This is a genomic window from Kitasatospora sp. NEAU-69 (assembly GCF_057158765.1).
On the sequence record NZ_JBWXUE010000005.1, the window covers coordinates 140,183 to 162,075 of the forward strand.

Here is a 21,893-nt window from a genome sequence, read left to right on the forward strand (position 1 = left end):
GACGGCGGGAAGAGAGGCACGGTGGTACTCCGAAGGGGCAGGGGGTGTGGGGGAGTTGCGACCTGGGGCGCAGGCCTGACGGCAGGAGCTAAGGCAGCGGTTCGTGCATGGTGGAGCAGTGGATGCCACCGCCGCCGCCCATCAGCCGGTCGACGTCGAGCTGGACGACCTGCCGGCCGGGGAACGCCGTGGCCAGTGCCTGCGCGGCGGCGGCGTCCTTCACCACGTCGCCGAACTGCGCGGTGATCACGGCGCCGTTGACGACGTGGAAGTTCAGGTAGGAGTCGACGAACTTGGCGTCCCGCGAGCGCACGGTGTCCGGGCCGTCCACCCGGATCACCTGGAGCCGCCGGCCCCTGGCGTCGGTCGCGCCGGCCAGGATCGCGAACTGCTCGCGGGCGTCCCGGGCCCAGACGTCGTTGCGGTCCGGCGGCGGCAGCTGCACCATCACGACGCCGGGCCGGATGAAGCGGGAGGTGACGTCGATGTGGTTGTCGGTGATGTCCTTGCCCTTGAGACCGGGGACCCAGATCATCTTCTCCGCGCCGTACGCGTCGAGGACGGCCTCCTCGACCTCGTCCCGGCTCATGCCGCGGTTGCGGTTGCGGTTCACCAGGCTGCTCTCGGTGGCCATCACCGTGCCGTCGCCGTCGGTCTCGATGCCGCCGCCCTCGCCGACGAACTCCGCCTCGGTGAACCGCAGGCCGGTGTACGCGGCGATGCTCCGGGCGACCTCGGCATCGTCGTCGTGGACCTGCTTGTTGCCCCAGCCGTTGAAGTTCAGGCCGATCGCGTCCAGCCTGCCGTAGCCGCCCTGGGCGTCCGACCCGGGGCGCCCCCAGCGACGGAAGACGGGCGCGGTGTCGCGCATCCAGAGGTCGTCGGTGGGGATCGAGCTGAGCACGCCGACCTGCGGGCCGCAGAGCGAACGGGCCTGCCCGGCGCTGTACTCGTCGGGCGCGCAGAGGATCACCGGCTCGAACTGCGCGATGGTCCGGGCGATCAGCGCGATGTCCTGCTGGACACCGCGCAGCAGTCGGCGGCCCCAGATGTCGGTGCGGGACGGCCAGGACATCCAGGTCCGCGCGTGCGGCACGTCGTCCCGGTCCACCCAGTGGCTGCGCTCGGTCGCGCCCGGCTCGGGCAGGTGCTCGGGCTCGTGCTCGGGCTCGGAGCCGAAGAGGCGGCTGACGAAGGAGCGGTGTGTCATGACGTTCTCCAGATCCACTGAGGCGGCACGGGCGCTGCGTCGGCGGGCCGACGCCGCCCCACCCACGTTCGCCTCGGGTGTGACAGCACGGGGCACGCCGCGCCGGGAGCCGTACCGTGCCCCAACTCTCGCACTGACTGAAATTTCAGTCAAGAACGAGATCGCGAACTTCTCAGGGACGGGAAACGGGGGAAAAGGGAGGAACGGGCAGGCCGGACGGCCCTCAGTCGCTCAGGCGGGAGCTCAGTCGCTCAGGCGGCTCAGCTCGGCGTCGATCGCGGCCAGCAGCAGCTCCCGCGCGTGCGCCAGCGGCAGGCTGCCGCTCAGCCACCTGATGCTCAGCCCCTCCAGCAGCGCGGTCAGCCGCTCGGCCGAACCCGCGAGCGCGGCGGCCCCGCTCATCGGGCGGACCTGGCCGAGCAGGTCCGCGATCTCCCGCACCCAGACGAGCGTGGCCTTGGCCAGGTCCTCCCGCAGCTCCGGGTCGAAGACGGCACTGGCCCGCAGCTCACCCCAGGCCGTGCTGTTCTCCCGCACCTCGGGGACGTCCTGGAGCTCCAGCAGCAGCGCCTGCTCCAGCTCGCCCCGGGCGTCCAGCGCGGGTGCGCCCGCCGCCGGCTCCCGGGTGTAGCGCTCGGCGCGGTCGCTGATGAACTCCAGCGTCGACCGCAGGATCCCGGTGCGGTCCTTGAAGTGGTAGTAGATCAGTGCGGTGGACACCCCCGCCTCGGCGGCGAGCTCCTCCACCCGCAGGCCGCGCACGCCGCGCCGGGCGATCACCCGCGCGGCGGCTTCCATGATTCCTGTTCTACGGTCACCCACAATCGGACACCCTACCCGCCGTGTGCGGTGGGTCCGTCCGGGTCCTGACCGAAATGCCAGTCGGGCCCGGGCGGCATGAGTGGGCCGACGCGCGTGGGCCGGTGCCGGTCAGCCGGCAGTGTGGCGTTCGATCCAGTCCGCCGCCGTGCGCCGGAACAGCACCCGGTTGCGGGTGCGCATGAAGTCGTGGCCCTCGTCGGGCAGCACCAACAGCTCGGCCTGGATGCCGCGTTGGCGCGCGGCCCGGACCATCTGCTCGGACTCGCCGGGCGGCACGTTGGTGTCGTGCTCGCCGTGGACGGTCAGCAGCGGGACGCGCAGCGCGTCGATCCGGCTCATCGGTGACAGCTCGTGCAGCAGGTCCCGGTCGCGCTCGGGATGCCCGTACTTGGCGGCCGCCGACCGGGCGATCCATGGCTCGGTGCCGGCGAAGAAGGTCAGGAAATCCGACATGCCGCAGACCGAGACCCCGGTGCAGAACAGCTCCGGGTGCCAGACCAGCGAGGCCAGCGTGAGGTAGCCACCGTAGGAGCGGCCCATCACGGCCAGCCGCCGGGTGTCGGCGAGGCCGCTGGTGACCAGGTGCGCCGCGCAGTCCGCGACGTCCTGGATCGCCGCGAACCGCCCGGCGCCGAGGTCGGCGTTCACGAAGGAGCGGCCGGAGCCGCGCGAGCCGCGCACGTCGGGCGCGAAGACGTCCAGACCGCGCCCGAGCAGCTCGTGGTAGAGCGGATCGAACACCGGCCGTTCCTGCTCCTCCGGCCCGCCGTGCAGGTGGATCACGCACGGCGCCCGGCTGCCGGCGGCCCGGCCCAGCGCGCGGTAGTACCAGCCGCCCAGCGTCAGCCCGTCGCGGGCCGCCAGGCGCAGGTACTCGGGCCGCACCGCCGGGCGGCCGGGGGCGACGGCGTCCTGGTCGCGCGATGACCACGGTGTCCGGACGGCCGATGCGCCGTCGGGCGCGTGCCAGATGCCGGGGCGGCGGCGGGAGCCGGCCACCGCCAGGGTGAGCCCCCAGGGGCCGGCCGGGGTGATCCGGGTCACCACCTCGTGCGGCAGCGCGACGGTACGGGCCAGGGCCGGGGCGGTGGCAGCGGCAGTGGCAGTGGCAGCGAGGGGGGTCGAGGCGGGCAGGGTGATGGTCTCCAGCTCGCTGCGCCCCTGCCGGTTCCAGGCCAGCACGGCGGTCCGGCCGTCGTCGCAGACCGAGAGCAACTCCAGGTCGGCGTCGTCGCGTTCGGCCGTCACCGAGAGCCGCAGGCAGCCGCCGTCCGGCCCGAGCTCGGCGGTGAGCAGCGCGGCGAACTCACGGTCGGCGTCGCTGCGCAGGTACAGCGCCCGGCCGTCCGGCGAGAACCGGCCGATCCACGGATCACCGTCGGCGACCGGCACCGCGTACGCCGTCTCGCGGGTGCGGGTGCGCAGCACCACGGCCTCCCGCCGGCCGCGCGGACCGCGCAGCAGCAGGGCGAGCCGGCCGTCCGGCGTGGTGTCGCAGACCCGCAGCGTCGCGCCGGCGGGTTCGGTGGCGAGCAGCTCGGGCGGCCGGACGCCCGAGGGGTCGGCGAGGTAGGCGGCCAGGCCGCCGCCGGTGAGGTGCGGCTCCGGGACCAGGCCGTAGGGGGCCGGTTTCGGCGGGCGCAGCGCCGCCGAGGCGTCCAGCGGCGTGGCGGGCGGCGCGCCGCCGAGCAGCCTGGCCGGCCCGTCGCGGCCGGCGCGGGCGCTCACGGACGGCTCCGGGGCCGCTTCGGCGGCAGGCCGGTAGCCATCGTGGTCGGCCGGCGGGAAGCCGAGCGGCGGGTCGGTGGCGGTGACGGCGAGCGCCGAGCCGTCGCGGGTCCAGCGGCCGAGGTAGGCGGTGCTGCCGGTGGCGGCGCCGGCCAGCACCCGGCGGTCGCTGCCGTCCGGCCGGACGCAGAGCACCCGGGTGTGCTCGCCGCCGCCGGGCGCGGTGGTGTACGCGATCCAGCGGCCGTCCGGCGACCAGGAGACCTCGGTGACCGGGTCGGGCCCGGCGTCCAGCAGGTGCACGTCGTCGCCGTCGGCCGGGCCGGCCCAGAGCTGTGGCACGCCGCCGCGGTTGCAGATGAAGGCCAGCTGCCCGCCGGTCGGGTCCGGTGACGGGTACCAGCAGCCGTGTGCGGTCACCGGGCTGTGCGTGTCCCTGGCGCCCTGGGCGTCGGGCAGCGGCGCGGCGAGGGGTGCGGTCTGCGCGGCGGCCAGGGGAGGTGCGGCCAGGGGGTCGGCTTGCAGGTTCGCCATGCGCTGGCTCCGCTCGGTCGTGGTGGGCTCGGTTGTCGCGCGAGGTCGCCGGGCCGCTCAGCTGATCCCGTGGGCCTGGAGCCACATCTCCAGCAGCGCCGCGTGCCAGAGCGCGTTCGCCCCGCGCCGGGTGCGGTGCGCGTCCGGCGCGGCGAGCAGCTCGGCCAGGTACGCCGGCCGGAAGATGCCCCGGGAGCGGCACTCCGGCGCCGAGAGCGCCTGCTGGATCCGGTCGAGCACCGGCGGCGCCATGTGGCGGATCGCCGGGACCGGGAAGTAGCCCTTGGGCCGGTCGATGACCTCGCGCGGCAGCAGCTTGCGGGCCGCGTCCTTGAGCACGCCCTTGCCGCCCTGCGCGAGCTTGAACTCCGGCGGGCAGGCGGCGGCCAGCTCGACCAGCTCGTGGTCCAGGAACGGCACCCGCGCCTCCAGGCCCCAGTCCATGGTCATGTTGTCCACCCGCTTGACCGGGTCGTCGGGCATCAGCACGTGGGTGTCCAGCCGCAGCGCCGCGTCCAGCGCGGTTTCGGCGCCCTCGGCGGCCATCTGCTCGCGGACCAGCTCGGCCGAGGCGTCGCGGTCCGCGAGCATGCCCGGCTGGAGGATCCGGCCCAGCTCGGCGTGCGAGTGGTCGAAGAACGTCCGGATGAACGTCTCCGGCTCCCGCTCGCGCGGCACCGCCGCGAGCGCGGGGTGCCAGCGGTAGCCGGCGAAGACCTCGTCCGCGCCCTGCCCGCTCTGCACCACGTTGACGTGCTTGGAGACCTGCTCGGCCAGCAGGTGGAAGGCGACCACGTCATGGCTGACCATCGGCTCGCTCATCGCCGCCACCGCCCGGTCCAGCGCGGTCAGCAGCCGGTCCGAGGGCACCATGATCCGGTGGTGGTCGGTGCCGAACTCCCGTGCCACCAGGTCCGAGTAGCGGAACTCGTCGCCCTGCTCTCCGCCCTCCGACTCGAAGCCGACGCTGAAGGTGGCCTGGTCGTGCAGGCCCGCCTCGGCGAGCAGCGCGACGATCAGGCTGGAGTCCAGGCCGCCGGAGAGCAGCACGCCGAGCGGCACGTCGGCCACCGTGCGGCGGCGGACGGCCGTGCGCAGCACGTCGAGCACCGCTTCGCGCCAGTCGGCGGCGTCCATGCCGGCGTGCTCGGCCCGGCGGCGGTAGGACGGCTGCCAGTAGCGGTGGTCGTGCTCTCGCCCGTCGGGCTCCACCACCCGCACGGTGGCCGGCGGGAGCTTGCGCACGCCGGCCAGGATCGTGCGCGGCGCGGCGACGGTCGCGTGCAGCGACATGTACTGGTGCAGGGCGACCGGGTCGATCGAGGTGTCCAGGCCGCCGCCACCGGCGAGCAGCGCGGGCAGCGAGGAGGCGAACCGCAGCCGGTCGGCGAACCGCGCCAGGTACAGCGGCTTGATGCCGAGCCGGTCCCGGGCGAGGACCACCCGGCCGGTGTCCTGCTCGACGACGGCGAACGCGAACATGCCGAACAGGCGGTCCACGCAGGCGGTGCCCCACTGGCGGTAGGCCTTGAGCAGCACTTCGGTGTCGGAGCCGGAGAAGAACCGGTGGCCCAGCCCCTCCAACTCCTGCCGCAGTTCGCGGTAGTTGTAGATGCAGCCGTTGAAGACGCCGGTGAGGCGGCTGTCCGAGTCGGTCATCGGCTGGGCGCCGCGTTCCGACAGGTCGATGATCTTCAGCCGCCGGTGACCGAGCGCGACGGCGCCCTGCGACCAGATGCCCCGGCCGTCGGGGCCGCGGGCGGCCATCCGGTCGGTCATCCGCTCCACGGCGGCCAGGTCCGGGCGCCCGCCGTCGAAGCGGATCTCCCCGGTCAGGCCGCACACGGTGCGTCACCCCCGACCGGTAGCGCCCGTCCGGGCGACAGGGCGCTGCTGGAATCCCCCCGGGCTGCGGACTGGTCTTCCGACTGGTCATCGGCTGCCGATTGGTCTTCGGCTGCCACATGGTCTTCGACTCCCAGCGACGCGGCCATGGCGCACCTCCGAACGGTTCGACGGGACCGGGGCTGTCGCGCCCCGGGCCTCGTGCCTGCGGCGGCCGCTGCGCGCGGTCGCCGCATCCGCCCCGCGTCACCAAGCTGCCACGGCCGCCCCCGCCGCGCATCAGGAGCCGGGCCGCTCCGCAGGGGGAGAGCGGGCCGCAGCTGCGCGAACCGCTGCGCGCGTGGCCGGCCTGGCGCGCTGAGCACTGTCTGCTGAGCACTGTCTGCTGAGCACTGCCCGCTGAGCGCTGCCTGCCGCGTCAGCCGCAGGCCGGGACCTGCTCGCGTCGGAGAGACCGGGCGGAGCGGATGGACCGGACGATCCGGGTGGACCAGTCGGCCGGCCGGTCCTGGCCGAGCAGCGCGGACAGGCGGCCGAGCCGGGCACGCCGTTCGCCGGGCGGCAGGGCCAGCGCCTGGGCCAGCACCCGGGTGAGATCCTCCGGGGAGCGGGGGTCGGTGAGCAGCGCCGCGCTGCCGAGTTCGGTGGCGGCGCCGGTGTGGCGGGAGAGGACCAGCACGCCGGGGCGGTGCACGCCGTCGGAGGCCACGGCCGCCTGGGCGGCGATGAACTCCTTGGCGGTGAGGTTCATCCCGTCCTGGAGCGAGGTCACCCAGAGCACGTCGGCCGCGAGGTACTGGTCGACCACCTCGGCGGGCGAGAGGCTGCGCGGGAGGTACTCGACCGGTTGCCACCCTGCGCTGCGCCAGCGGTTGTTGACCTCGGTGACGCGGCGTTCCAGGCAGTGACGGGTGGTCTCGTAGGCGGCGATGCCCGGCTCGGGCGGCGGGCAGACCAGCCGGAAGGTCAACCGGCCGCGCAGGCCCGGGTGGTGGGCGAGCAGTCGGTCGATGGCCTCGACCTTCTGCACCGGGGCCTTGGCGTAGTCGAGGCGTTCGACGGAGAGGACCAGTGGGCCGGCCGCACCGGAGCGGTGGCGGCGCGTGGGGCGGCGCGCGCGGCGGCGGGCGAGCGCTTCGACGGCGGGACGGTCGATGCCGAGCGGGTGGACGCCGAGGTGCGGCACGGCGGGCTGGTCGGCCAGGGCCGCGCTGAAGTGCTCGGCGAAGGGGGCGGTGTGGAAGCCGGCCCAGTCCAGGCAGGCCAGCGAGGCGCGCAGTTCGGCTGCGGTCGGCAGCGTGGCGAAGACCTCCGGTGGCGGGAACGGGGTGTGGTGGAACAGCCCGATCCGCAGGTCCGGGCGGGCCCTGCGGAGCAGGCCCGGGACCAGCCAGAGGTTGTAGTCGTGCAGCCAGACGGTCGCCCCGGTCGCGGCCCGCGCGGCTATGTGCTCGGCGAACCGGGCGTTCACCGTCCGGTAGTCGGCCCAGTGGGCGGCGTCGAACCGCAGCCGGCCCGGCTCGGACATCAGCACCGGCCAGAGCGTCTCCTTGCAGGCCCGGTGGAAGTAGCCGGACCACTCGGCGCTGCTGAGCGGCAGCAGGGAGACCGGCGGGCCGCCGGCCTGCGCGGGGCCGGATTCGCCGACTCCGGCCGCCACCCAGATACCGGAAAGGCCGCTGTCGAAGAGCGAGTTGAGGGTGGGGAGGATGCCGTTCGGGCTGGCCGGCGGCTGCCAGCCGGCGGGCGTCCAGCGCCGGGGCGGGCGGTGGTAGCCGACCACGAGCGGGTAGCCGTCGGCGGGCTCGGGGGCGTGCTCAGTCGGCGTCGGCGTCGGCGTCGGCGTCAGCGTCGGTGTCGGCGGGTCCGTTGTCGTCGCGGGGGCCGGTGAGACCCAGCCGAGCTCCTCCAGTGCCGCCAGGATGCCGGCCGCGCCCGGGCGCGCGGGGCGGTGCACGCGCGCATGCTCGGGAACGGCGGCGAGCAGTGCGGGCTCGGCCGCGCCGACGATCACGCCGTGGGCGCCCAGTTCGAAGAGCGACAGGTCGTTGAGCGAGTCGCCGGCGACCAGGAGCGACTCCATCGGCCAGTCGAGCTGCTCGGCCAGCGCCCGCACCGCACTGCCCTTGGACGCGGCCGGCGGCAGCACGTCGAAGTAGCGGTCGCCCGAGTAGACCCAGCCGCACCCGAGGGCCCGCACGGCCGCGGTGAGCTCCGGGGACAGCCGGTCCGGGGCCAGGTGGTACGAGCAGCGCGCGTCCTGCGCGACGCCGTCCTGGTACGCCAGCGCCCGGAACCCGCTCAGCGCCTCGCGCACCCGCCGTGAGCCGGGCCAGCCGGCGCGCAGCCGGTCCTGCAGCGGCCGCACCGGGGCGAAGTCCCTGCCGTCGGCGACGGTCGCACCGACGTCGCCGATGATCCAGCGCGGCTTCGGCACCAGCGGATCGCGCAGCACCTCGCGGACCGAGGCGAGCCCGCGGCCGGTGGCGAAGACCACCGTCACCTCGCGGTGGCGGGCCAGCGTGTCGCGCAGCCGGCGCCGGTCGGCCGTGGCACCGCCCAGCAGGGTGCCGTCGAGATCGGTGACCAGAATCCTCCGCATCCGTCGGACGCTAACACGGTGCGGCGATCAGATGAAGTGTTCACCTCATGCGTGAGTGCGCGGCCGGGAAAGAACATTGACGTGCCGTCAGTATTCGATGGCGACCGACCGGCTGTCGGTCGTAGGGTCGGTGACCATGGTTGACCTCTATGCTCCGACCTATCCCTACGACAGTGGATTCCTCGACACCGGAGACGGTAACCGCATCTACTACGAACAGCTCGGCAGCCCCGAGGGCAAGCCCGCCGTCTACCTCCACGGCGGTCCGGGCGCGGGCGCGGGGGACCGGCCGACCAGGGCCTGGGATCCCGAGCGCTACCGCCTCATCCGCTTCGACCAGCGCAACTGCGGCCGCAGCACTCCGCACGCCAGCGACCCGGCGGCGGACATGAGTCTGAACACCACGCAGCACCTGATCGACGACATGGAACGGCTGCGCGAGCACCTCGGCATCGAGAAGTGGCTGCTGAACGGCGCCTCCTGGGGTGTGACGCTGGCGCTGGCCTATGCGCAGCAGCACCCGGAGCGGGTCAGCGAGATCGTCGTCCAGGCGGTGACGACGGGCAGCCGCGCCGAGATCGACTGGCTCTACCGGGGCGCCGGGCGTTTCTACCCCGAGGCGTGGGACCGGTTCCGCGACGGCGTCCCCGAGGACGAGCGGGACGGCGACCTGCCGGCGGCCTACTCACGGCTGATGGAGAACCCCGACCGGGCGATCCGGGAGAAGGCCGCCGCCGACTGGCTCGCCTGGGAGGACGCGGTCATCTCGGGCGAGCCCAACAACAGCCCCGGCATGTACAGCAAGCGCGACACGGACGAGCAGATCGCGTTCGTCCGGATCTGCTCCCACATCTTCAGCAACGGCGCGTGGCTGGAGGAGGACCAACTGGTGCGCAACGCCCACAAGCTGGCCGGCATCCCGGCCGTGCTGGTGCACGGGCGCCACGACATGGGCGGCCCGCCGCAGACGGCCTGGGAGCTGGTGAAGAACTGGCCGGAGGCGAGGCTGCACATCTTCGACGACTCCGGGCACATCGGCAGCCCCGCGATGGTGCTGGTGGTCCGGGAGGCCATCGAGGAGTTCAAGGACCGGTAGCCGGCAACCGGTGACAGCTCAGGTGGGCTGCTCGCAGAGCTGTCGGAAGGCGCGGGCGTCCGCGGCCAACTGGTCGAGGCTGAGCGGTGTTTCGGGGCCGCCGGTGCTCTCCTGGAACGTGGCCACCATGCTCTGATCGGCCCACAGGCACACTCCGCCCGGCACTCCCGGCAACACGGAGAGCGGCGAGGCGTCGTCCTCCGTGCAGACCATGACGCCGCCGTGCCCTCCCGCGGGCACGTTTTTCGCGGTGCGCAGCCGGGCGTCGGCGACGCTCTCGCGCTTTCGCAGGTTGTCCAGCTCGGCGGAGGGATCGAGCACGGCAGCCTCGACGACCACCGCGGTCACCATGCCGTCGGCGGGGGTGCCGTAGGAGGAGATGTGAGCGCGGGGTGTGGTGGTCCGGGTGCTCGGGCGCTGCTGAAGCCCCTTGAACTGCTGGGGTGCCGCGTAGCGGTAGGCGCCGTAGTCGCCGAAGACGCTCTCGGCGGCTACGGCCGCGCCGGTCAGCAGCGCCGCCGCCACGAGCACGGCGCCGCCGATGAACAGCCGCCGTCGGCGGCGGCGCGCGGGGTCCGCGATCGGCGGCTGCGGGGGCCAGTTGTGTGGCGCCTGCCAGACGGCGTCGGGGGCCGCGTCCGTCGGTGCGGGCGGTGCGGGCGGTGCGGTCGGGTCAGCTGGGGTGGGCGGGGTGGCTGGGGGAGCGGCTGCGGGGACGGACGGCTCCGCGGTGCCACCGGGGCTGGCCCATGTGGTGTGCGCCGCCGCATCGGGTGTCCCCGGCACGCTCTCCGGTGTGTTCTGCGCCGACACCTTGCTGCCTCCGCCGTTCGCGTTGTGCTGTAGAGAGGCACATCGCAGCAGGTCAGGGCGGTGCTCGGCAAGATCGATGCCGTTTTTCCGACCCGCTGTCCGATTTCTGCCGACGTGATCGTTACCGAGTGGGCGGTCAGCGAGGGGGCTGCTCGCGGTGGTTGCGGTCGCGGGGCTGGACGAGGCCGGAGTCGTAGGCGGCGACGGCGGCCTGCAGGCGGTCCCGGACGCCGAGTTTGGCGAGGATGCTCTGCACATGGCTCTTGACGGTGGTCTCGGCGAGCCGGAGCGCGCGGCCGATCTCGGCGTTCGACAGCCCCCGGGCGAGCAGCAGCAGCACGTCGGTCTCGCGCCGGGACAGCAGCGCCCGTAGCTCCCGGCCGTCTGCCTGCCCGCCGGCGGTGCCGTTCGCACCGCCGGCCGGCGCGGCGGCCATCCGCTCCAGCAGCCGCCGGGTGACCGCGGGCGCCAGGATGGCCTCGCCCGCGGCCACCACCCGGACCGCTTCGACGAGTTGGTCGGCCGTGGAGTCCTTCAGCAGGAAACCGGAGGCGCCTGCGCGCAGCGCCTCGGCGACGTAGCCGTCGAGGTGGAAGGTGGTCAGGACGAGCACCCGGGTCGGGACGGGAACGCCTGCGCCCCGGACAGGCCCCAGCAGGGCCCGGGTGGCCGCGACGCCGTCCAGCCGCGGCATCCGGATGTCCATCAGCACGACGTCGGGGCGCAGCCGCCGGGCCGCCTCGACCGCGGCGGCGCCGTCGGCGGCCTCACCGACCACGGACAGGCCGGGTTCGGACTCGATGATGGCGCGCAGGCCGGAGCGGACCAGTGCCTGGTCGTCGGCGATCAGCACGGTGATGCTCATCCGGAGCCCCCCGGTGCGGCCGCCGCCGACCGGGCCCCGTCCGGGCGCGGGATCGTGGCGTGGACCTGGAAGCCGCCGCCCGGCGCTGGGCCGGCGCGCAGCGATCCGCCGTAGAGGGTGACCCGCTCGCGCATGCCGAGCAGGCCCTGCGCCGGACCCGACCGCCCGCCGCCGGCGCCGTCGTCGCGCACCGAGACGTGCAGCGGCCCGCCGCCCGGGGCGAGCGTGACGGTGACGGTGACCGAGGTGGTGGCGGGGCCGGCGTGTTTGAGCACGTTGGTCAGCGCCTCCTGGACGATCCGGTACACCGTCAGGCCGACCGCCGGCGGCAGGGTCATCGGCTCGGCGTCGAGTCGCACCGGCAGGCCGGCGGCCGCCATCCGGGCCACCAGGTCGGGTAGTTCGGCCAGTCCGGGTTGCGGGCTGAGCTCCTCCTCATCGTCCGGCCGCAGTGCGGCCAGGGCGTGGCGCAGTTGGGCGAGCGCCTGCCGGCTGGTGGCCGAGATGGTGGCGAGGAAGCCCGGGACGGCGTCGGGGTCGGTCCGGGCGGACCGGGCGGCGGCCTCGGACTGGATCGTGATCAGGCTGAGCGAGTGGCCGACGATGTCGTGCAACTCGCGGGCGATCCGCAGCCGTTCCTCGGCGACGGCCCGGGCGGCGCGCTCGCCCTCCTCCCGCTCCAGGCGGGCGGCTCGTTCCTCCAGCTCGCGGATGTACGCTCGGCGGGTGCGGATGGCGTAGCCGGAGAGCCAGGCCAGCGCCACGGCGAGGCCGAGGGTGAGCTGTTGCCAGACTCCGGCGTCCCGGGAGCGCGAGCCGGGCAGGTTCATCGCCGCCGTCAGCACGGCCGCCGCCACCAGAGCGGCGGCGGCCCCGGTGGACGGCCACGGCCGGCCGGCGCGGTCGCGGCGGTCGAATTGTTGGGTGTGGTCGGGCTGTTGGGCGTGGACGGCGAGCGTGTACGCGGCGACCAGCACCGCCGTGCCGGCCGAACCGGCCGGGTAGCCGGTGGCGATCATGAAGGCCGCGACGGTGGTGGTCCCGCCCAGCACCGCGAGCGGTGCCCGGCGGCGGATCAGGACCAGCGCCGACTGTGCCGCGCCGAGCAGCAGCACCGAGAACGGCGGCAGCCAGCCCGCGACCCGGTCGCCGGCGCCCGCGACGGCCACGGCCGCCACCAGCACCGCGAGAAGGCCGTCGATCGCGCTGAGGTGCCACGGTTCGTGCTGCCCGTGCTGCTCGGGTCGGCCGAACCGGCCGCGCCGTGCGGATGCCTCGCCCATGCGTCCCAGCATGCCCGACAACCCGCCTGGCGCCCGGTCAGACATCGCGGCCGCGCAGTGCCGCCAGCCCGGCCGCCCCGAGCAGCAGCACGTACGCCGTCAGCCCGAGTGCGGCGGGGCCCGGCGCCGCGAGGCCGGCGGTGTGGCTGTGCCACAGTGCCGCGCCCAGGTTCGACGGCAGGTACGGCACGGTGTGCCGCCAGAGCGCGTCGTGCGGCAGGCTGTTCACCAGGATCGGGAGCACCAGGAAGACCCCGAAGAGGGCCGAGACGGCCACCGCCGCGCTGCGCACCAGTACTCCGAGGAACAGGCCGAACAGCCCCGCCAGCGCCAGGTACAGCGCCCCGCCGAGCACGGACCGCAGCACCCCCGGATCCCCGAGCCGGGCGTGCGGCACCGGCCCGGCCAGCCGGCTCTGACCGGCCAGGAACGCGGTCAGGCAGATCGCCGTGGCCGCGACCAGCGATCCGGCGCCGACCAGGACCGCCTTGGCGGCCAGCACCCGGCCGCGCTGCGGGGTGGCGGCGAAGGTGCTGCGGATCAGCCCGCTGCCGTATTCGCTGGTGACCGCGAGCGCGCCGACCGCGCCGAAGAAGAGCACGGCGACCTGGAGGTAACCGAGGCCGGTGTCGGCCGGCTGGAACGCGGCCCGCCGCTGCGCGTCGAAACCCGCCCAGCGCGCTTGGTAGTTCGAGCAGACCAGCACGGCCAGCCCGATGCTGAAGACCGCCGCGCCGAGCAGCGTCGCGGGCAGCGAGCGCAGCGACCGCAGCTTGATCCACTCACTGGCCAGCACGGCGGACGCCCTGCGGGCCACGGCCGCGGTCGCGGAAACGGTCACGGTGCGCATCAGACGTCCCTCCGGCGCACCGCGAGCAGCGCCGCCGCTGCCGTGCCCGCCACGTAGAGGGCGAGGACGCCGGCGCCCTGCCACGGTCCCGGTGCCTGGTCCGCGCCGCGCACCACCGTCCAGACCTGCTCGCCGGCCGCAGCGGGCAGGTAGGGCGCGATCCGGTCGGCGGCGCCGCCCGGCAGCATGCCGACGACCAGCGGCAGCACGAGCAGCACGCCGAACAGCGCGGCCAGAGCCGCCGCCGTCCGGCGCAGCAGCGCGCCGAGTGCGAGCCCGAGCAGGCCGACCAGCAGCAGGTAGAGCCCGCCGCCGAGCACCGCCCGCGCGACCCCGGGGTCGGCGAGCCCGGCGTGCCGCGCCGGGCTGCCGAGCAGGCTCTGGCCGAGCAGGAACGCCGCGAAACAGCCGGCCGTCGACAGCCCCCACACGACCGAGCCGAGCACCAGCGCCTTGGCGCCCAGCACCCGGCCGCGCTGCGGAGTGGCGGCGAAGGTGGTGCGGATCAGGCCGCAGGCGTACTCGCCGGTCACCGTCAGCACGCCGAGCCCGCCGATGCACAGCTGCGCCGGCTCGATGCCGCGCAGGCTCGTGTACGTGGGGTCGAAGGAGGCCCGCTGGCCGGCCGTCATCGTCGACCAGCCGGACCGGAAGCCGGCGCTGACCAGCCCCGCGCCGAGCAGCAGCACCAGCAGGGTGGCCAGCAGGACGGCGGGCACCGACCGGAGCGAGCGGAACTTGATCCACTCGGCGGCGGTGGCGGCCCGCACTCTGAGCGGGACGGTGATCGCGCTCATGTCGCCACCGCCGCGCCGTAGCTGACGGCGTCCTGGGTGAGCCGGAAGTAGGCCTCCTCCAACGACACTGTCATGTCCCGCAGTTGGTGCAGCACGCAGCCGTGTGCGGCGGCCAGCTCGCCGATCCGCACCGAGCCGAGCCCGCCGACGCGGAGCGTGCCGTCCGCCAGCCCGCCGTCCGCGAGCCCGCCGACCGTGAGCGTGCCATCCGCCGGTGTGCCATCCGCCCCGGCCGTGACCTCGCCGCCCTGCGCCCGCAGTACGGCGGCCAGCCGGACGGCGTCCGGCGAGCGCACCTGGACGTGGTCGGCGCCGTGCCGTGCGATCAGGTCGGCCAGCGAGGTGTCCGCCAGCAGCCGCCCCCGGCCGATCACCAGCAGGTGGTCCGCCGTCAGCGCCATCTCGCTCATCAGGTGGCTGGAGACCAGGATCGTGCGCCCCTCGGCGGCCAGCGACCGTAGCAGCGTCCTGATCCACCGGATGCCGTCCGGGTCCAGCCCGTTCACCGGCTCGTCGAGCAGCAGCACCCCGGGGTCGCCGAGCAGCGCGGCCGCGATCCCGAGCCGCTGCGCCATGCCGAGCGAGAAGCCGCCCACCCTGCGCCGGGCCACGCTGCCGAGCCCGACCTGTTCGAGCACCTCGCCGACCCGCCCGCGGGCGATGCCGTTCGCGGCGGCCAGGCTGTGCAGGTGGTTGTAGGCGGACCGCCCCGGGTGCACGGCCCGTGCGTCCAGCAGTGCGCCCACCTCGCGCAGCGGCCACACCTTGCCCCGGTAGTCGGTCCCGTTGACGGTCACCGAACCGGAGCTCGGCCGGTCCAGGCCGAGGATCATCCGCATCGTGGTGGACTTCCCGGCGCCGTTCGGCCCGAGGAACCCGGTCACCAGGCCCGGCCTCACCCGGAAGTCCAGCCCGTCCACCGCGACCGCGTCCCCGTAGACCTTGGACAGGCCACGCGCCTCGATCATCTCGCGCTCCCTTCCCTTGTGGCACCGAGGTTACGAACGGGCCCGGCCCGCGCACCTCGGTCGCGATGAGGAGAAGTCGGGCCGAGTCGCGCGAACCCTCCTCCTCAGGGAGGGGAGGGCGCCGCGCGTGCGTTGCGTTGCATTCATTTATTGGTGAACGCTATGCTGTAGCCCCACGGGCCACAGAGGAGACCGCCATGCCGGGAGGCAGACTCACCCAGCAGGAGCGCCAGCAGATCGCGCAGGGGCTGACCGACGGCCTCGCCTACGCGGAGATCGCCAGGCAGCTCGACCGCCCCACCTCGACGATCACGCGCGAGGTGCTGCGCAACGACGGCCCCAACGGCTACCGCGCCGATCTGGCGCACCGCGCCACCGAACGCCGCGCCCACCGGCGCAGCACGACCGTGCCCCGGAAGCCGCAGGCGTCCCCGCAGCCGTACGGGCGTGACGCCGAGGCCGTGCAGGCGTACGAGGAGGTGTTCACCACCGTCCTGATGCAGGCGGGCACGCCCAAGATGATGGCCCGCGTGATGGCCTGCCTCTACACGACCGACGCGGGCAACCTCACCGCGGCCGAACTCGTCGAGCGCCTCCAGGTCAGCCCGGCGTCCATCTCCAAGGCGATCGCGTTCCTGGAGGAGCAGGGCCTGGTCCGCCGGGAGCGCGACGAGCGCCGCCGCGAGCGCTACTTCGCCGACGAGGACGTCTGGTACCAGTCGATGATGGCCAGCGTCCGGTCCACCGCCCAGATCGTCGAGACCACGCGGCAGGGCGTCGGCGTCCTCGGCGCCGGCACCCCGGCCGCCGTTCGGCTGGAGAACATCGCCCGCTTCCTCGACTACGTCAGCGAGAGCATGGCCCGCGCGGCCGAGCAGGCCCGCGAGGTCCTCTACACGAAGCCCGAAGCGGCGCCGGAATGAACCGGTGGGGTCAGCCGGCGGTCTGCGGCTGATCCTGCGTCGGAGCGGGGTCACCCTCGTTCAGGTCGGCCTGCCAGCGGGCCTCGACGTTGCCGTAGCGCCAGAAGAGCCAGGCGACGATCCAGGTGGCGGCGAAGAGTCCGGCGATCACGAAGCCGGCCTTGTTGATGTCGAAGTTGGCCATGAAGTCCCAGAAGGCGCCGTGCAGGTGCAGCTCGCTGGTCAGCACGCCGAGCATCTCGACGGTGCCGATGAGGAAGGCAGCGGCGATGGAGAGCCCGGTGATGACCAGGTTGTAGTACACCTTGCGCACCGGGCGGGCGAAGGCCCAGCCGTAGGCGAAGTTCATGAAGCAGCCGTCGAGCGTGTCGAAGAGGGTCATGCCGCCGCCGAAGAGCAGCGGCAGCGCGAGGACGGCGTAGAACGGCAGGCCCGAGGTGGCGGCGTAGGCGGTGGCAGCGAGCAGGACGACCTCGGTGGCCGTGTCGAAGCCGATGCCGAAGACCATGCCGACGAAGAAGAGCTGCCAGGTGTGGTTGATCGAGCGCATGAACCTGCCGAAGAAGCGGTACATCAGACCGCGGGCCTGGAGCTGGCGTTCCAGCTCCTCCTCGTCGAAGGTGCCGCGGCGCATGTCGCGGAAGACCTTGCCGATCCCGACCAGGACGATCAGGTTGAGCGCGGCGATCAGGTAGAGGAAGCCGGCCGAGGTGAGGGTGCCGAGCATCCCGCCGACGGTCTCGTAGGTGGAGTTCGGGTCGACCATCGCGCCGAAGACGGCCTTGGCGGCGAAGGTGATGCCGACGCCGACGCCGACCACCACGGTGGAGTGGCCGAGCGCGAAGAAGAAGCCGCTGGCGAGCGGCCGCTTGCCGTCGGCCATCAGCTTGCGGGTGGAGTTGTCGATCGCGGAGATGTGGTCCGCGTCGAAGGCGTGGCGGGCGCCGAGGGTCCAGGCGGTCACCGCGACGCCCAGGCCCACGCCCAGCCCGTCGTAGTGGAAGTGGTGCGGCAGCACGGTGAAGACGAAGATGCCCCAGCCGAAGCCGTTCAGGGCCAGGATGACGAGGGTCATCAGGCCCAGGCGGCCCCACTCGGCGGGGTGCAGGGCGTGCACGATCGTTCGGGCCCTGGTCGTCAGCGCGGACACTGGGCATCCTCCTCGGGATGCTCACAGGCGTGAGTCCGCCTGGACCAGCTACCCGGGGGCCCTGGACCGGACCGACCTTCCTGCGAGGCTGGGTTCCGTACGTGCGGCGCCAGGCGACCGGACTCGTCCCCCTCCGTCGTTCGAGGGGACTTCACCGTTGCGGGACAGTGCCGGGTTCACACCGGCTTCGCTGGGGCTGCACCGTCTCCGCCGGGGGCGGAGACGGCCGTCAGCCTAGGGCCATGAGGCTCTTCCTTACAAGGCTGCGCAACTGATCAGGTATTGAGGTCAGCGTGCGACGGTGGAATGGGAGGCCGCGTGCGGCCGGCGGGTCAGCGGGTCAGACGCCGAGGTGGGCGCCGCCGGTCGCGTCCAGGCACTGGCCGGTGATCCAGCGGGCGTCGTCCCCGGCGACGAAGGCCACCACGTCCGCGATGTCGGCCGGGTAGCCGATCCGCTTGAACGTCGAGGCGGCCGCGGCGGCTTCGAGCACCTGCGGGTTCTTCAGGGTCGGGTTGATCTCGGTGTACGTGAACCCGGGTGCGACCGCGTTCACCGTGATCCCGCGCGGGCCGAGCTCATGGGCCAGCACGAGGGTGAGCGTGTTGAGCGCGCCCTTGGTCATCGAGTACGCGCCGATGTGCGGCACCGCGATCCGGGTGACGCCGGAGGAGATGTTGATGATCCGGCCGCCGTCGCGCAGGCGGCCGAGGCCGTGCTTGATCACGAAGAACGGCGCCTTGACGTTCACGGCGAAGAGGTGGTCGTACTCCTCCTCGGCCACGTCGGCGATCCGCTTGGGCAGCGTGATACCGGCGTTGTTGACCAGGATGTCCAGGCCGGGACGGCTGCCGGCCTCCGCCAGGCCCTTGTCGAACGCCGCCCAGAGCGTCTCGGCGTCGCCGGGCACGCCGAGCAGCGCCTGAATCGCGAACGCCCGACCGCCCTGCGCGGTGATCTCGGCGACCGTCTCCTCGGCGGCGGCCGCGTTGTGGCCGTAGTGGACGGCGACGAGGGCGCCCTTCGACGCCAGGCGCAGCGCGATGGCCTTGCCGATGCCACGGCTGCCACCGGTCACCAGGGCGGTGCGGGCCTGGAGTTCGGTCGTGGTGGTCATGGTCTGTCGCTCCTCGGGTGATTGGTGGGCATCGGTGGGAGATGGCGCGGGGCGTCGTTTCAGGCCCTGGTGGTCAAGGCCGTGCCGCGGCCGCCGCGTAGGCGTCCAGCGCCTCGCGCACCCAGGCGCCGTCCTCGTGCGCCGCCACCCGGTGGGCCCGCCGCTGCCGGGCGCACTGCGAGTCGTTGCCGAGCGCGCCGCGGAACAGCTGCCAGTCGACCGGGCTGAAGTCGTAGTGCCCGCGCTCGGCGTTCCACGCGATCGCGGGGTCGGGCAGCGTGACGCCCAGCCGTTCGGCCTGTGGCACGACGTTGTCGACGAAGCGCTGGCGCAGCTCGTCGTTGGTGTGGTGCTTGATGCCCCAGGCGATGGCGCGCCGCGAGACGGCGGCGCCCATGGCCGCGGCGCGGTCGCCGCCGGCGCCGGTCGCGGTGTCCGGCGGGCCGAACATCAGGGCCACGGCCGGCAGCCACCAGCGGTTGACGGCGTCCTGCGCCATCTCCTGCTGTTCCGCGGTGCCTTCGCAGAGCGATTTGAGCATGTCGTAGCCCTGGCGGACGTGGAAGGCCTCCTCCTGGCAGACCCGCCGCATGGCCCGCGCGTACGGGCCGTACGAAGTCTGGCCGAGCGGCACCTGGTTGACCACGGCGGCGCCGTCCGTCAGCCAGGCGATCGCGCCGGTGTCGGCCCAGGTGAGCGCGGGGTGGTTGAAGGTCGCGGCGTAGTTCTGCTGGCCGCGGTGCAGGGCGTCCAGCAGTTCGGCGCGGGCCACGCCGAGCGTCTCGGCCGCGGAGTACAGGTAGAGCCCGTGCCCGGCCTCGTCCTGCACCTTGGCGAGCAGCGCGGCCTTGCGGTGCAGCGACGGCGCCCGGGTGAGCCAGGCGCCCTCGGGCTGCATGCCGATGATCTCGGAGTGCGCGTGCTGGGCGATCTGACGGATCAACATGCGGCGATAGCCGTCCGGCATCCAGTCCCGCGGCTCGATCTGCTCACCGGCGGCCAGCAGCGCGTCGAAGTGCTGCTGGAGCTGTGGCGTGTCGGGTGTGGCGTCGGCTGTGGTGTCGGGTGCGGTGCGCGTCACCTGGTCCACCTCTCCGTCGTGCGACTGCCCGGCCGGCAGCGCCTCCGACAGGTGAAGAGTCACCGGTGGCGCGCCGCTATCCCGGGACTTCTGTGATGAGCGTCACGTCCTGGGAGTGGAGTGAGAGGGGTGGCTCGGCACTCTCTCACTCGGTAGTCATCCGACAGTCAGTCAGGAGTCCGCTGCCGTGCAGGTCGCCGAGCAGGTCGAGCGCGTGCTGGCGGCGCTTCGGCCGCGGCTTGCCGCGCGGGGCGTGGCGCTCGGCTTCGCCCGCGCGGACGACCCCGCCGCCGCGGCCGCCGGGCCCGGGGAGCTGGCGCTGGCCGCGGCGATGCCCGGGCTGCGCCGCCGCGACTTCCTGGCCGGGCGCTGCGCGCTGCGCCGCGCCCTGGTCGAGGCCGGGCTGCCGGTGGTGGAGGTGCTGCGCGAGGGGCGGCGGCCGCGGCTGCCCGCCGGGTGCGCGGGATCGATCAGCCACTCCGGCGGCCTGGCCGTGGCCGTCGCCGGGGCCCGGACGCGGGTGCGCGCGCTCGGCTGTGACCTCGAACTGCGCGGCCTGCCGGTGGCGGCCGCGCACCTCGTGCTGGACGCGCGCGAGGAGGCCTGGCTGCACGCCGCTGCGGCCGCCGCCGATCCGGCCGCGGCCGAGCGGCTGCTGCTGGCGGCCTTCAGCGCGAAAGAGGCGGCGTTCAAGGCCTTCGCCGCACTGCTGCCGACCGCCGCAACCGCTGCCGACCGGCGCGCTGCCGATCGGGACGGCCCCGACCGTGCACCGGCCGTCCTGCTCGACCTGACCACCAGCCCGGTCCCCGGCGGCTTCCGGGTCTGGCCCCGCCGGCTGCCCGGTTGCGCGCTGCGGGTGCGGGTCCACCGGGCCGGGCCCGGGGTGTTCAGCTGGGCCGAGGCGCCGGCGTCCTGAGCGCCCCGGCACCTCGACCCAGCCCGACCCAGCTCGGCTCGGCCCGTAACTCGTCTACCGGGCCGGTGCGTTGACCAGCACGGCCAGGTTCCCCGCCGGGTGCCGGTTGTCGTACATGAGCTGGTGAGCCTTGCCGATCTCCTCGAAGCCGAGGGTCAGCGACAGGCAGGGGTCGATCAGGCCCTGGTCGATCAGCGTGGTCACCTCGCGGGCCTCGCGCGCGCTCGCGACGTGCGAGCCCTGCAGGCGCTTCTGGCGCATCCAGAGGAACCGCAGGTCCACGTCGGCGTTGTAGCCGGTGGTGCCACCGCAGATGACCACCATGCCGGCGTTGTCGCACAGGTACATCGAGCTGGGGATGGTGTCCTGCCCGGAGTGCTCCAGCACGATCCTCGGCGCCCGCCGTTCGCCGAGCGCGTCCCAGAAGGCGCGGCCGAACTTCCGGGCGCCCTGCAGCCATTGGGCCATCGCCTGGTCGTCCGAGGTGTCCGGCAGCCGGCCCCAGTGGTCGAAGTCGCGGCGGTTCAGGTAGCCCTTGGCGCCGAGCTTGACGCAGTACTCGCCGCGCTCCTCGCTGGAGACGACCGCGATCGGGATGCCGCCGGCCTGGCGCACCAGCTGGATCGCCATGCAGCCCAGGCCGCCCGCGCCGCCCCAGATCAGCACCGGGTCGCCGGGGCGCACCGTGTGCGGCTGCCAGCCGAAGAGCTGACGGTAGGCGGTCGCTCCGCAGGCCATGTAGCAGGCCGCCTCGGCCCAGGAGAGCCGCTTGGGCTTCGGGTGGCACTGGTACTCGTCCACCACGGTGAACTGGGCGAACGAGCCGTAGTTGTCCTCGTACCCGTAGACGGTCTGCGAGGCGGAGGTGCAGGGCTCGGCGCCGAGCCGGATGTCCTCGGCCTGCTCGTCCCACTGGACGCCGAGGATCACCACCTCGTCGCCCGGCTTGAGCGTGCGCACACCCTCGCCGACCGCCCAGACCACGCCGGAGGCGTCCGAGCCGCCGATGTGGAAGTCCTCGCTCTCGCCGCGCTTCTGACGGGCGGCGACCACGTCGAGCGGGTCGCCGAGCGAGGCCCAGACGTTGTTGTAGTTGACGCCGGCCGCCATCACGTTGAGCAGCACCTGGCCGGGGCCGACCGGCGGCACGTCCACGATCTCGGTGCGGAACGCGTCGATCGGCCGGCCGTAGCGCTCGGGGCGGATCAGCGAGGCGTACATGCGCTTGGGGATCTCACCCAGCGGGGGTGCGTCGCCGAGCTCGTAGAGGTCCTTGGTCACGGTTTCCGC

General features: G+C 73.8%; 18 protein-coding genes. 3 read left to right on the forward strand and 15 right to left on the reverse strand.

Going from position 1 to position 21,893, the window contains the following annotated elements; all coding sequences use genetic code 11:
• Positions 1-88 precede the first annotated feature (88 nt).
• The 5 genes from AC060L_RS08090 to AC060L_RS08110 all read right to left on the reverse strand — a co-directional run bounded on the left by AC060L_RS08090 (position 89) and on the right by AC060L_RS08110 (position 8,741).
• Positions 89-1,210, reverse strand: a complete 1,122-nt coding sequence (locus AC060L_RS08090; RefSeq protein WP_483797880.1) for an agmatine deiminase family protein — start codon at positions 1,208-1,210, stop codon at positions 89-91.
• Positions 1,211-1,453: 243 nt separating this feature from the next.
• Positions 1,454-2,008 (reverse strand): TetR/AcrR family transcriptional regulator, encoded by a 555-nt coding sequence (locus tag AC060L_RS08095; RefSeq protein WP_483797881.1) that lies wholly within the window; start codon positions 2,006-2,008, stop codon positions 1,454-1,456.
• Positions 2,009-2,140: 132 nt separating this feature from the next.
• Complete coding sequence (locus tag AC060L_RS08100) at positions 2,141-4,294, reverse strand: prolyl oligopeptidase family serine peptidase (RefSeq protein ID WP_483797882.1); 2,154 nt, start codon at positions 4,292-4,294, stop codon at positions 2,141-2,143.
• A gap of 57 nt (positions 4,295-4,351) precedes the next feature.
• Positions 4,352-6,139, reverse strand: a complete 1,788-nt coding sequence (locus tag AC060L_RS08105; RefSeq protein WP_483797883.1) for an N-acetylglutaminylglutamine amidotransferase — start codon at positions 6,137-6,139, stop codon at positions 4,352-4,354.
• Positions 6,140-6,557: 418 nt separating this feature from the next.
• On the reverse strand, positions 6,558-8,741 hold the full coding sequence (locus AC060L_RS08110; protein ID WP_483797884.1) for a trehalose-6-phosphate synthase: 2,184 nt from the start codon (positions 8,739-8,741) through the stop codon (positions 6,558-6,560).
• Positions 8,742-8,877: 136 nt separating this feature from the next.
• On the opposite strand from AC060L_RS08110, the gene pip reads away from it, so the two are divergent.
• On the forward strand, positions 8,878-9,837 hold the full coding sequence (gene pip, locus AC060L_RS08115) for a prolyl aminopeptidase (RefSeq protein ID WP_483797885.1): 960 nt from the start codon (positions 8,878-8,880) through the stop codon (positions 9,835-9,837).
• 18 nt (positions 9,838-9,855) lie between these two features.
• Here the strand turns inward: pip and AC060L_RS08120 are convergent, their stop codons facing one another.
• The 6 genes from AC060L_RS08120 to AC060L_RS08145 form a co-directional block, all read right to left on the reverse strand.
• Entirely contained in the window at positions 9,856-10,650 is a 795-nt protein-coding gene (locus AC060L_RS08120) for a hypothetical protein (RefSeq protein WP_483797886.1), read from the reverse strand.
• Between the two features lie 136 nt (positions 10,651-10,786).
• Entirely contained in the window at positions 10,787-11,515 is a 729-nt protein-coding gene (locus tag AC060L_RS08125) for a response regulator (protein WP_483797887.1), read from the reverse strand.
• On the reverse strand, positions 11,512-12,798 hold the full coding sequence (locus AC060L_RS08130; RefSeq protein WP_483797888.1) for a sensor histidine kinase: 1,287 nt from the start codon (positions 12,796-12,798) through the stop codon (positions 11,512-11,514). Before AC060L_RS08130 ends, AC060L_RS08125 begins: the two co-directional genes overlap by 4 nt.
• A gap of 37 nt (positions 12,799-12,835) precedes the next feature.
• Positions 12,836-13,639: an ABC transporter permease gene (locus AC060L_RS08135; RefSeq protein ID WP_483797889.1), complete on the reverse strand. Its 804-nt coding sequence runs from the start codon at positions 13,637-13,639 to the stop codon at positions 12,836-12,838.
• An 8-nt stretch (positions 13,640-13,647) separates the two neighbouring features.
• The gene (locus tag AC060L_RS08140) at positions 13,648-14,445 is read right to left on the reverse strand and encodes an ABC transporter permease (RefSeq protein ID WP_483797890.1); all 798 of its coding nucleotides are present in this window, start codon (positions 14,443-14,445) and stop codon (positions 13,648-13,650) included.
• The gene (locus AC060L_RS08145; RefSeq protein ID WP_483797891.1) at positions 14,442-15,413 is read right to left on the reverse strand and encodes an ABC transporter ATP-binding protein; all 972 of its coding nucleotides are present in this window, start codon (positions 15,411-15,413) and stop codon (positions 14,442-14,444) included. Before AC060L_RS08145 ends, AC060L_RS08140 begins: the two co-directional genes overlap by 4 nt.
• Before the next feature lie 197 nt (positions 15,414-15,610).
• Between AC060L_RS08145 and AC060L_RS08150 the strand changes: the two genes are divergently transcribed.
• Positions 15,611-16,336: a GbsR/MarR family transcriptional regulator gene (locus AC060L_RS08150; protein ID WP_483797892.1), complete on the forward strand. Its 726-nt coding sequence runs from the start codon at positions 15,611-15,613 to the stop codon at positions 16,334-16,336.
• A 10-nt stretch (positions 16,337-16,346) separates the two neighbouring features.
• Here the strand turns inward: AC060L_RS08150 and nicT are convergent, their stop codons facing one another.
• The 3 genes from nicT to paaA all read right to left on the reverse strand — a co-directional run bounded on the left by nicT (position 16,347) and on the right by paaA (position 19,609).
• The gene (gene nicT / locus AC060L_RS08155) at positions 16,347-17,486 is read right to left on the reverse strand and encodes a Nickel transporter NicT (protein WP_483797893.1); all 1,140 of its coding nucleotides are present in this window, start codon (positions 17,484-17,486) and stop codon (positions 16,347-16,349) included.
• A 340-nt stretch (positions 17,487-17,826) separates the two neighbouring features.
• Positions 17,827-18,603, reverse strand: a complete 777-nt coding sequence (locus tag AC060L_RS08160) for an SDR family oxidoreductase (protein WP_483797894.1) — start codon at positions 18,601-18,603, stop codon at positions 17,827-17,829.
• Between the two features lie 73 nt (positions 18,604-18,676).
• Positions 18,677-19,609, reverse strand: a complete 933-nt coding sequence (gene paaA, locus AC060L_RS08165) for a 1,2-phenylacetyl-CoA epoxidase subunit PaaA (RefSeq protein WP_483798019.1) — start codon at positions 19,607-19,609, stop codon at positions 18,677-18,679.
• Between the two features lie 262 nt (positions 19,610-19,871).
• On the opposite strand from paaA, the gene AC060L_RS08170 reads away from it, so the two are divergent.
• The gene (locus tag AC060L_RS08170) at positions 19,872-20,603 is read left to right on the forward strand and encodes a 4'-phosphopantetheinyl transferase superfamily protein (RefSeq protein WP_483797895.1); all 732 of its coding nucleotides are present in this window, start codon (positions 19,872-19,874) and stop codon (positions 20,601-20,603) included.
• Between the two features lie 54 nt (positions 20,604-20,657).
• Here the strand turns inward: AC060L_RS08170 and ccrA are convergent, their stop codons facing one another.
• Positions 20,658-21,884 carry a crotonyl-CoA carboxylase/reductase gene (ccrA, locus tag AC060L_RS08175; protein WP_483797896.1) on the reverse strand — a complete coding sequence of 409 codons (1,227 nt, stop codon included), beginning with the start codon at positions 21,882-21,884 and terminating at the stop codon, positions 20,658-20,660.
• Positions 21,885-21,893: the final 9 nt, after the last annotated feature.